Consider the following 12,542-nt stretch of genomic DNA (forward strand, 5'->3'; position numbering starts at 1 on the left):
ACGATTATTATTATAGTAATAAGGAGCGATAGAGGTGGAATGGTATGCGATTTTTGTTGAATCAGGAAAAGAAGAAACTGTGCAAAAATTATTGAAGTTACATTTTGGTGAAAGTTTCGTCGCCATTATTCCAAAACGTATAATTCCAGAAAAAAGAAATGGAAGGTTTATTAATGTAGTAAAAACTTTATTTCCTGGATATGTATTAATTCGGACTAAAATAAATAACTCTATTCATGCCAATGTTAATTCTTTACCATATATATTTCGTATACTTGAGAATAAAGGAACTTGCGTTCCTCTAGAGCCCAAAGAAATTTCTATTCTATTAAAACTACTTAATGGTCAAGATATTATAGAATTGTCAAAAATTGATGTGAACACAAATATTAAGGTGATTTCGGGCCCTTTATTTGGACTTGAAGGTATTATCCAAAAGATTAATAAACACACTCGGAGAGCAAAAGTCTTCGTTAATTTTGCTGGAAGAGAAACTTTATTTGATGTAGGTATAGAATTTTTGGAGAGGGTATAAATCCCTCTCTGCTTTGTAGAATTAAGGCACATTATATGAGGGATTTTGCAGAAAAAAATAAAGTATTTTAGTGGGAATTATTGAAATATTTGGTTAACATGGTAATATAGTTATATAATATCCTATTATTCTTTTAATGAAGCTTAGGCACATTATAAGAATTGTGGTGTTTATACAAAATAATTAGTTATGGACACAGTTCATGACCGGCGAAGCATGCCTTAATTCGATTATTGTCAGTAATACATCATTTTAATATGAGAATATAAAGGAGGGTTAATGAGTTGGCCACAAATAATACACAGTTTTATCCCTTAACGTATTCCCAAAAAAGAATCCTCAATATTGAATTAGAACATTCTCATTCCTCTTTGTGCAATATTGGAGGTCATGTGACGTTTGAAGGATCAATCCAATTAGCAATTTTGGAACAAGCAATTCAAATGTTTATAGAGGATAATGAAGCTGTCCGAATACAAATTACTGAAATTGAAAGTAATTTTTTTCAAAAGGTCAAAGAATATCAAAGAAGTCCTTTTGAAATTATTGATTTTTCTGAAAGGGGAAATAAACAGGATAACTTTTCTGATTGGATACAACATGAAGCTGAAAAGCCATTTGTTTTTACTAACAGTTGGCTTTTTTATTTTGCACTATTTAAACTCTCAGAAAATAAGTATGGTTATTTAGCAAAATTTCATCATATTATCGCTGATGGTTGGTCTATGCAACTAATGACTGACCAAATAATTGATAACTACCAACTACTAATTGGTCAAAACCTCAACAATAAAAATCAAAAGTTAACAACTTATATAAATTATATTGAACAAGAACAAAACTATTTGAATTCTCAACGATTTATTAAAGATAAATCATATTGGAATAAAAAATTCGAATCACTCCCGACTGATTCGGTTAATACATTAATAAACAAACAAACTAATAGTACAAAGGGCAAACGTCTAGTTTTTAATATTGAAAAAGAAACCTCTTTACAAATAAAAAATTTCATTAAAAATACACCTTACTCATTACAAACATTTTTTGTATCATTGTATTCCATATTAATACACAAAATTAGTCGGAAATCGGATGTTTATCTTCGTATACCCGTTTCGAACCGTACAAATGGTATTCAAAAAAATACTTTTGGTATGTATGCTTCTACTATTCCTTTTTGGATTAATATTTCATCAGATGATTCTATATTAGAAGTCCTGAAAACAGTACATCTTGAATTAAGACGCGATTATATTCATCAAAAATATCCATTTAATCTTATTATCAGAGAGTTACAATCTAACTCCAAAATATCGGATCAAATATTTGATTTAAGTATTAATTGTTACAACACTTATTTAAGGCAAGTAATGGATGGAGTAAAGGTTTATAATGAAGAATTTTATAACGGACATCAAAATTATTCAATGCAACTTATTGTGAGGGAATGGTCAAATTCAGGGAGTATAGAGTTAGATTTTGATTTTAATGTTGGAAATTTTTCCGAAGAAGAAGTAGTTTATTTATATGAAAAACTACTTTTTTTAGTTAATCAAGTATTAAAAACTCCAACAAAGAAAGTTGTGGAACTTAGTATTCTGAGTGATAACGAAATAAGAGAATTACTTGTGGACTTTAATTCTACTGAGTCTTTTTATCCTAAAAATAAATCAATGCATCAGTTATTTGAAGAACAAGTATTACTAAACCCATACAAGATTGCAATAAATTTTAATAATCTAACCATTACATATGAGGAACTTAATGAGAAAGCAAACCAACTTGCAAACTATCTAATTTCACGAGGGATAGGTCAAGGTAGTATTGTGGGAATCTTAGCAGAACATAATCAATATTCAGTAATCGGAATTCTAGCTATTCTTAAATCTGGTGGAGCATACTTACCAATTGATCCAACATATCCTATTTCTCGTATAAAGTTTATCCTTGAGGATTCAGGTACTAAATTAGTTTTAAGCGATAATGTAGAAGTTGAGCAACAGGTCGAAGTTTACGATGTGGAATTTATGAAATTAAATGACGGAAAATTTTTTTCTGGGAAAAATCGCAATCCTGAGTCTAAGTCTAAACCCAATGATTTAGCCTACGTAATTTATACATCTGGTTCAACTGGACGTCCAAAAGGGACACTAATTGAACATCAATCACTTGTAAATTATATATGGTGGGCAAAAAAAATGTATGTAAGTGATATCAATGAGATTTTTGCATTATTTACTTCCTTTGCATTTGATTTAACTGTGACTTCTATTTTTACACCCTTAATAAGTGGTGGAAGTATTGCAATTTATAATAATGATGGAAAAGATCATGTGCTTCGCAGAATATTAAATGAGAATAGAGTAACGGTTCTAAAACTTACCCCTGCTCAATTATCGTTAATGCAGAAATTCGATGAATTAACTAACAATACATCTATTAAAAGAATGATAGTCGGAGGAGAAGAATTAAAATCGAATTCAGTTCGCCTTCTATATGAAAAATGGAAGCGACCAATTGAGATTTTAAACGAATATGGGCCAACAGAGGCAACTGTCGGATGTATGATAGCAAAATATAATCATAAAAATAACCATTTGAAAAGTGTACCAATTGGAAGACCAGCTGATAATGTTCAAATTTATTTACTAGATTCCTATAAAAAGCCAGTTCCAAAACAAGTAGAAGGTGAAATATATATTTCTGGAGAAGGATTAGCAAGAGGTTATTTGAATAATCCAAAGCTAAATGAAGAAAAGTTTATTGATAACCCATTCATACCTGGTAAGAAAATGTACAAAACTGGTGATAGGGCAAGGATGCTGTACAATGGCGATTTAGTGTATTTGGGTAGGAATGAAGACTTTATAAAACATAAAGGTTATAGAATTGAATTAGGTGAAATAGACAGTATTTTACTATCGTGCGAAGGCGTGCTGGAATCAGTCACATTGCAGAGGATGGATAATTCCGCTAATGCATATCTTTGCTCCTTTGTCGTGTGTGCTTTTCATAGAACTGAAAGGGAACTAATGGAAGAACTATCAAAGCAAATCCCTTATTACATGATACCAGAAAGTATTAACTTTCTTGATAGAATGCCTTTAAATAAGAGTAATAAAATTGACAAACATCGTTTACTCACATTAGAAACTCATATAAGCAAAATAAATAAAACCTCATATGAAGAGAGAGTAGCTGTACTAGTTAGTGTAGTATCGAAGATTCTTCAAGTGAAAAATGTGTATAAGGAAAGTAATTTTTATCATCTTGGTGGGGATTCGATTAAGGCTATACAAATAGCATCTGCTTTAAATGAGAAAGGATATCAGATTCTTGTAAAAGATATTATGACTAATCCTGTTATTAAGGATATTGCAATCTATATGTATTCACAGCAAAATATCGAAAGAACTATAGAGTCAACTCAGGGTAATGTTCCTTTAACTCCTATTGTTTCGTGGTTCTTCGAACAAAAATTTGAATTTCCAGAGATGTATCACCAAAGCATTCTTTTGCAAGTAAATGATGATATAGGAGAAAGTGACCTAAAATTAATGTGGAGTGAAATAATAAATATTCATGATTCATTAAGAATGGTTGTAAACTATGATACTGGTCAGTTAATGTATCAGAAAGAACTGGACCATCATAAGCTTTTCTTGAAAAAAGACTTTAGTTGTCTTCCATCCGAAACCCAAGAAGAAAATATTCAGAAGACTATCCAGGAAATAAAGCGATCAACTGACTTAGAGAAGGGTCCATTGGCTAGGGCTTGTCTTTTTGAATTAGGCTCGATGGGGAAAAAATTATTACTAACTGCTCATCATCTAGTTATCGATGGTATATCTTGGAGAATTATATTAAAAGATATGCAAACTATAATCTCCCAATTAAGGGGAAATAAAAACTTAACTTTTTCTAATAAGTCTTCTAGTTATAAAGATTGGGCTCTTAAAATAAATCATTATAATTGTGCAGAAGAGGAAAGTTATTGGAAACAACAGAGCGAAAAAATTTATATGACATTACCGTATAAATATACTGATTCTTTTGGAAATCAAAATATATGCGTAGTACAAAATTTACTTGAGCTTGATGAAACCAATGATTTATTGTACTCAGCTAATCAAGCATATCGAACTGAAACCAATGATTTACTATTATGTGCACTTTTTTTAACGCTATTTGATTTTTGTAATACCAAAAAAGCTGTTGTTGAGATAGAAGGCCATGGAAGAGAAGAATTGTTTCAAGGTATAAATCTAAATAGGACTGTTGGATGGTTTACAAGTTTATATCCTTTTGCTTGGGAACAAACAAATGAGGATCTTTCCTTACAAATAAAATCAATTAAAGAAAGATTAAGAGAAGTACCAAACCATGGAGTTGGTTTTGGAATTCTAAAATATATTCAAAAAAAGAATAATATGAATCATCCACTAATTCGATTCAATTATTTAGGAGAATTTATTAATGAAGGTAATGAAGAATTTTGGAAGGTACTTGATATATCAGGTATCACAAAGAATACAAAAAATATAGCAAATCATTTATCAACGGAAATTGATATACAATGTATCGTGTTGAAGAATAGATTATCCATTTCAGTGAATTATAGTCTCTCTTCCTTTACTGAAGATACTATGCAATCTTTCTTACAAGCTTATATGAATCATCTCCGTAAAATCATCCAACATTGCTGTAATCGTGAGTCTTTAGATTTTACACTCTCTGATTTTGATGGAGTCCAATTATCTGAAGAAGATTTTAATAAAATCTTCGAATAGACGTAAGTGAGGAATATTAGATGAAAACAAATTTGTATGTACTTCCATATGCTGGTGGTTCTTCAACTCTTTATATGAAATGGGCTCGTTATCTTAATAAGGACATTGAAATAATTCCAATTGAGCTTCCAGGGCGGGGTAAGAGAATCAATGAACTCCTACTGGTTAATTTTGACGAAATGCTCCAAGATATAACCCATAGTATATCAGAAAAAATTTCTAGTGATGGAGATTCTAGGTACGCAATTTTTGGATACAGCATGGGGAGTCTTCTTGGTTATGAATTGTATTATCAAATAGAAAAAAAGAAACTCCCTTTACCTAAACATATGTTTTTCTCGGCTATGGAGGCTCCGCATTTGCTAAAAAATGAACTTATTCATACTCTTTCCAATGAACAATTATGCAATAAAATTGCTACACTTGGGGGGACCACGCAACAATTTTTTGAATCAAAGGAGTTACTAGAATTTTTTCTACCGATAATTAGAGCAGATTTTAGTGTAATTGACTCATATCTTTTTATACCAAAAGCAAAAAAAATTAATTGTGATATTTCAATCTTATATTCACAAGATGATGTAGAAACTAAGGTAGAGAATGTACAAGAATGGAAAGATTATTCTAATAAAGAATGTAGTTTTCATTCTTTTAGTGATGGTCATTTTTTTATTAATAAATACCCAATAGAAATTATGCAAATTATAAATAGAACGCTCTTATGAAAATGAAAGGTTGGGAATGCTAGATGACCAGATTATCTGATCAACAAGTCAAGCAATTCACCGAGATTTTGAAGGATAAAGGAATATTAACTTCTAAACAAAGCTATATTCCAATACGAGAACAAAATGGTATGGCTAGACTCTCTTTTGCTCAACAAAGAATATGGCTATTTGAACAGTTAAATCCAGGGAATACAGCGTATCTAATTCATACTGGAGTTAGAATCAAAGGCCATCTAAATTATGATGCTCTTTGTTTTAGTATTAAAGAACTAGTTAAACGTCACGATATGCTACGAACGACTTTTAAAAATATTGATGGTCAGCCGATGCAAATAATGGATCCAGATATAATAATAGAACCAGAGGTAATTGATATTACTGAATTTGATTCGAACAGCGTTCAACATGAAATTAAAAAATATTCTAGGCAGGAAACAACAAAACCCTTTAATTTATCATCAGAACCATTAATGCGAGTTAAGATTCTAAAAATAAGTCCAACTAACAATATAATGTTTATTACTATTCACCATATAATTTCTGATAGTTGGTCGTTAGATATCATGTTGAAGGAAGTAGCTGTACTTTATGATGGTTATATTAATCAGAAGTTATCTTACCTTCCGGAGAATAAAATCCAGTATGCTGATTATGCAGAGTGGCAGCATAAATTAAATTGGGATTCACAAATTTCATATTGGACTAACAAACTTAGGAATGCTCCACATGTATCCGAATTACCAACTGATTTTCCTAGGCCGGAAATACAGGAATATAACGGTGGATTATATCGTTTTCAACTTTCAAATGAACTTACTTATAACATTCGTAAATATTGTAAACAAAATAATGTGACCCAATATATGTTTTTTCTAGCTGCATTTAATGTACTTATTATGCGGTATACAGGTCAAGATGATATTTTAATTGGAACGCCAATTGCTGGGCGTGAACATGCTAATCTTGAAAATTTGGTAGGTATGTTTGTAAATACTACTGTAATTAGAACTCGATTAATTGAAAATATGACATTTAAGCAGTTAGTAAATCAAACAAAAGAAACAACTCTTGAAGCGTTCGAAAATGGAAGTCTACCATTTGACAAATTAATTGAGAAAATTGCACCTAAACGTGATAATAAGAGGTCACCTCTTTTTCAAATTATGTTCATGATGCAAGAGTCTGCTGTTCACTCATTTAATATGCATAATTTAAAAATATACAAAATTGATACTGATTATGGTACTTCCTTATTCGACCTTTCTTTAGCTTTTAAACTAGAACAAGACTGTTTCTTAGGTGTTTTTGAATATAATAGTAATTTGTTTCAAGAAAACAGTATCCAACGTTTACAACAACATCTAATTAATTTACTTAATCAAATTTGTGTTTTTCCTGATAAACCAGTTGTGGAATTATCTTTTTTGACCCAGGCTGAACTTCAATATAATGAAAAATTGGAATTAACACATTATGAACAAAACAATAACATAGAAGGAATCCATAAAATTTTTGAAAAACAGGTTATTAATTTTCCGAACCATGTTGCCATTACTAACGGGGAAGAGTCTTTTACCTATGAAGTATTAAACAATAAAGCGAATCAACTAGCGCACTACATAAGAAGAAATGAAAAAAATACTGGTAACGAAATTGGAATAATGCTCGGTCATAGATTAGATACTGTTATTGCGGTTTTAGCAGTTTTAAAGGCCGGATATAAATATATTCCTATTGATGTTAATGCACCAATGGACCGAATATCGATAATTTTAGAGAATCATGAAGATTGTTTGGTCATTACTACATCAGAATATTCTTCAGTTTTAGAAACTCTTGGAGTAAATTTTATACTGACAAGTCCTAACGCAAATGAGATATATAATGAATCACTGGAGAACTTAGAGTTAAATACTTTTCAGAATGATGCATGTGTTATTTACACATCTGGCTCAACTGGTAAGCCGAAAGGAGTAAAACTGAGTCATAGGGGGTTAATAAATGTCACAGAATCATTTATTAACTCATATAATGTGACCCCAAAGGATAGGATTTTGCCCTTATCATCTGTTGCTTCAGCGAGCTTTGTTGGAGAGATATTTCCCATGTTGTGTGTAGGTGGTAGTATTGCCTTATTTGAACATGATGGGATATTGGACGTGGAAAATCTATATAACAGAATCAGCGAGAATGATATTACAATTATCAGTACTGTTCCATCTTTTATTAGGTATTTAAATCAACATCAACATCAAATTCCTTTGTTACGTTTAATATTGAGCGGCGGTGAACCTTTGTATTTTAGTGATATTTATAACCTAATTAATGAAAAAACCATTGTAAATGGATATGGTCTAACAGAAACAACAATTTGCTCAACTTATTACATTATTAGTAAGGAAGATTCAAAAATAGATGGACCATTACCAATTGGAATACCTATTCAAAATACACAGGTTTATATTCTTGATAGAAATAGAAATATAATGCCGTTTGGTTGTATTGGCGAGATTTATATTTCTGGTAGTGGAATTTCAATGGGTTATATAAATGATAATGAATTGAACGATAAACGTTTTATTGAACATCCATTTATAGTAGGAGAAAAAATCTTTAGAACAGGTGACCTTGGACGCCGCATGTCGGATGGAAAAATATTGTTTATAGGTAGAGAAGACTATCAAGTGAAGATTCGAGGTTATAGAGTAGAGCCAAATGAAATTGAAGCCTGTCTTCAACGCCATTCTGATATTCAGAAAGCACTCGTAATAATTAAGGAAGAAGATAAACATGAAAAAGTAATCTCTGCATTTATTCAAACAAAGAGCGGACAAGATATAGAATTAAATGGTCTAAGAAATTGGCTAAGAGACAGATTACCAGAATATATGGTTCCAACAAGGTACCTTTATCTTGAGGAATTTCCAATAGGAGTTAATGGTAAGGTTGACATTCAGAAACTCATGAATAGTCAATCTTATTTTAATTCTAGCAATGAAATTTTGGAGGAAGCTGGTACATTAATAGAACAAAAGATTGCTGAAATATGGAAAGAGGCATTATCAATAGAAAAAGTCGGAATCAATCAAAACTTCTTTGACATTGGAGGACACTCATTGATGCTAATAAGTCTAATGTTGAGGATTAAAAATGAAATCTATTCTGAAATAAAAATTGTTGATTTATTTAAGTATCCTACGATTGCTTCATTGTCCAACTTTTTGGATAATGAACACAAGGATCAATTCAGTGAAACCAATTCCATACTGGAGAGGGTAGCTAAACAAAAAGCAATGATCAAGAAAAGACATGAATTTATAGACAATATAAAGCTCAGAGGGAGGGATTTAAAAAATGACGAATAAGCCTCAAGAGGAGAATATCGATGGAATTGCAATTATAGGAATGGCAGGGAAATTTCCTGGTGCCAAAAACATAAGGGAGTTTTGGGAAAATCTAATTCAGAACAAGGAAAGTATTACATTTTTTGAAGAGGAGGAGCTTCTTCAAGCAGGAATACCTTCTCATCTATTAAAAGACCCATATTATGTTCGTGCTAGAGGAGTTTTAGAAGATATAAATTTATTTGATGCATCATTTTTTAATATGACTCCTAGAGAAGCGGAAGTTACTGATCCTCAACATAGATTGTTTTTAGAAAGTTGCTGGGAAGCCATGGAAGATGCAGGTTATAACACAGAAAGATATCCACATCGAGTCGGTATTTTTGCAGGTGAGAGTATGAATAGCTACTTAATTGAAAATGTTTACCCACAATTTAGTGGTGCCCTTGGTGTTGATTCGTTACAGATGGCTATAGGTAATGATAAGGATAGCTTAACAACAAATGTATCTTATCGTATGAATTTAAGAGGACCAGGTATAACCATACAAACTTCTTCCTCGACTTCTCTTGTTGCTATAGCAATGGCATGTCAAAGTTTACAAAACTTTCAGTGTGATATGGCATTGGCTGGCGGCGTTGCTGTTGGAGCACGCCAAAAAACAGGGTACTTGTATCAAGAGGGTGGAATACTTTCTCGAGATGGACACTGTCGAGCATTTGATGCAAACTCTAGCGGATTTGTTACTGGGAGTGGAGTAGGTTCTATTGTCCTTAAAAGACTAGAGGATGCTTTAGAAGATAAAGATCAAATTTATGCTGTTATTAAGGGATATGCTGTAAACAATGATGGTTCTAAAAAAGTTAGTTATTCAGCTCCGAGTGTTGAAGGACAAGCAGAGGTGGTTTCAGAAGCTCTTGCTTATTCTGAATTTGAACCGGAGAGTATTGGATATATTGAGGCACATGGTACAGGAACACCAATGGGAGACCCAGTAGAGTTAGGGGCATTAACTCAAGCATATCGGATGATGGGCGCAAATAAAAATCAATTTTGTGCTATTGGTTCAGTAAAAACCAACATCGGACATCTTGATACAGCAGCTGGAGTAGCAGGCGTAATAAAAACAGCTCTATCATTAAAGAACAAAAAGATTCCAGCAAGCTTACATTTTCAATCACCAAATCCTCATATTGATATAGAGAATAGCCCTTTTTATGTAAATACAAAATTAACTGATTGGAATGCTGAAGAATATCCTAGACGTGCTGGAGTGAGCTCTCTTGGAATGGGGGGAACTAATGCCCATGTTGTTATAGAAGAAGCACCAGCTAGACCAGCTATAAAGGAAACTAGTAATTCGAAATTATTACTGATCTCCGCTCGAACTGAAACAGCACTACATTCCATTGCAGATAATTTAGCAGAATTTTTATTTGATAACCCACATGTCAATATGGATAATGTTGCTCATACACTCCAAATTGGTAGAAAAGAAATGGAATTTAGAAGTCATATAGTTTGTAATAATGCGAAAGAAGCTATTCGTATATTAAATGAACGAAAATATGATATGAGTATTGTTGGCGGAACTTCTAGTATCAAGCCTATTACCTTTATGTTTAGTGGGCAAGGCTCCCAGTATGTAGATATGGCTAAGGACTTGTACAACCAAAATGAAGTATTTCGTAAGACAGTAGAAGAATGTTCAACTATCTTAGAACCATTGATTGGTTATAAGATAGAAAAGATTATATATCCTGAAACCACTGAAGTAAAGACAGATATTGAAAACCTCATAAATCAGACAATATATACGCAGCCTGCAATCTTTACCATTAGCTATGCGATAGCCTCACTTTGGATTGAAATGGGGATAAAACCAAATTATTTAATTGGACATAGTATTGGTGAAATAGTCGCAGCTTGTATTGCAGGGGTTTTCCCGCTAGAAGATGCATTAAAGTTAGTTGCTGGTAGAGGGCGATTAATGCAAAATATGGAACCTGGGGCAATGTTAGCAGTAAATTTATCTGAAGCTGAAGCTTATGAAATTGCGGGTGATAAATTATCAGTAGCTGCGATAAATAGTCCAAACCTCTGTGTTATTTCTGGGCAAATCGACGAAATAGATCAACTTCAAAATAAATTAGAAACAAATGGAGTATTCTACAAAAGGTTACGAACGTCACATGCATTTCATTCTATTATGACAGAACCGATACTAGATGAATTTAGGAAACTTGTGAATATGATTTCATTTAACTCTCCAGAATTTACTATTATTTCTAACGTAACAGGACGTATTATCGGAAAAGAAGAAATCACTGATCCAGAGTATTGGGTAAAGCATATGAGACAGCCTGTGAATTTTGACGCAGGTATAAGAGGATTATTAAAAAAATCTGAAATGATTTTCTTGGAAGTGGGGCCAGGGGACACACTATGTTCTTTGGTTCAAGAACAATTGTCCATTGAAGATAAAGAGCAGGTTTTATCATCTATTAGGTCAACATTGGATAAAGTTAATGATTATGAGTTCTTTTTAAATACTGCAGGAAAACTATGGGGTAATGGATTTAAATTTGGAGATTCAGCTTTTTATCAAAAAGATGAAGCATCAAGAATTTCTTTACCTACCTATCCGTTTGAACGAAAAAGTTATTGGATAAAGGCTAAATATGAGCATAAACACATTATTGAGAACAATAACAATATAGAAATACCCGAAACAATTGATACTTCAGAGAGAGTAACGCTTAGGTTAAATACTTATGAACAAAGGCCACGACTTTCAAATGAATTTGTTAAAGCTGAAAATGAATCTCATCAGAAAATTGCGAATATATTTACTGATTTATTAGGAGTTGAACCAATAGGGATTTTTGATAACTTTTTTGAGTTAGGAGGCAACTCATTACAAGCTACCCAATTAATATCAAGAATTCAAAAACAATTTGGTGTCAGCCTTCCTTATCAAAACTTTTTCGAGGAACCAAATATAAATAATATTAGCAATTTTATAGACTCTCTAACAAAAGAAGAGGATACAATCGATTCTATTCTCGAGGAATTAGAAGGACTGACTGAAGAGGAAGCGGCCAAAATATTTATTCAGTTCAATACTGAGAAATAAGAGGAA

Annotated in this window: 5 protein-coding genes; all 5 read left to right on the plus strand. The window is 32.1% G+C overall.

Features of this window, described 5'->3' with window-relative positions:
- Nucleotides 1-34: 34 nt before the first annotated feature.
- The 5 genes from loaP (at nucleotide 35) to NX902_RS24925 (ending at nucleotide 12,536) form a co-directional block, all read left to right on the plus strand.
- Complete coding sequence (gene loaP / locus NX902_RS24905; RefSeq protein ID WP_341123799.1) at nucleotides 35-535, plus strand: antiterminator LoaP; 501 nt, start codon at nucleotides 35-37, stop codon at nucleotides 533-535.
- A 284-nt stretch (nucleotides 536-819) separates the two neighbouring features.
- A complete protein-coding gene (locus NX902_RS24910) occupies nucleotides 820-5,328 on the plus strand; it encodes an amino acid adenylation domain-containing protein (RefSeq protein ID WP_341123798.1) in 4,509 nt (1,502 codons plus the stop codon).
- 20 nt (nucleotides 5,329-5,348) lie between these two features.
- The gene (locus NX902_RS24915; RefSeq protein ID WP_341123797.1) at nucleotides 5,349-6,053 is read left to right on the plus strand and encodes a thioesterase II family protein; all 705 of its coding nucleotides are present in this window, start codon (nucleotides 5,349-5,351) and stop codon (nucleotides 6,051-6,053) included.
- Nucleotides 6,054-6,076: 23 nt separating this feature from the next.
- Nucleotides 6,077-9,421, plus strand: a complete 3,345-nt coding sequence (locus NX902_RS24920; protein ID WP_341123796.1) for a non-ribosomal peptide synthetase — start codon at nucleotides 6,077-6,079, stop codon at nucleotides 9,419-9,421.
- Complete coding sequence (locus NX902_RS24925; protein ID WP_341123795.1) at nucleotides 9,411-12,536, plus strand: type I polyketide synthase; 3,126 nt, start codon at nucleotides 9,411-9,413, stop codon at nucleotides 12,534-12,536. The genes NX902_RS24920 and NX902_RS24925 overlap by 11 nt, the downstream gene beginning before the upstream one ends.
- Nucleotides 12,537-12,542 lie beyond the last annotated feature (6 nt).

The sequence above is a fragment of the Niallia sp. FSL W8-0954 genome (genome assembly GCF_038005605.1).
In the GTDB taxonomy this organism is placed as follows: Bacteria; Bacillota; Bacilli; order Bacillales; family Cytobacillaceae; genus Niallia; species Niallia circulans_A.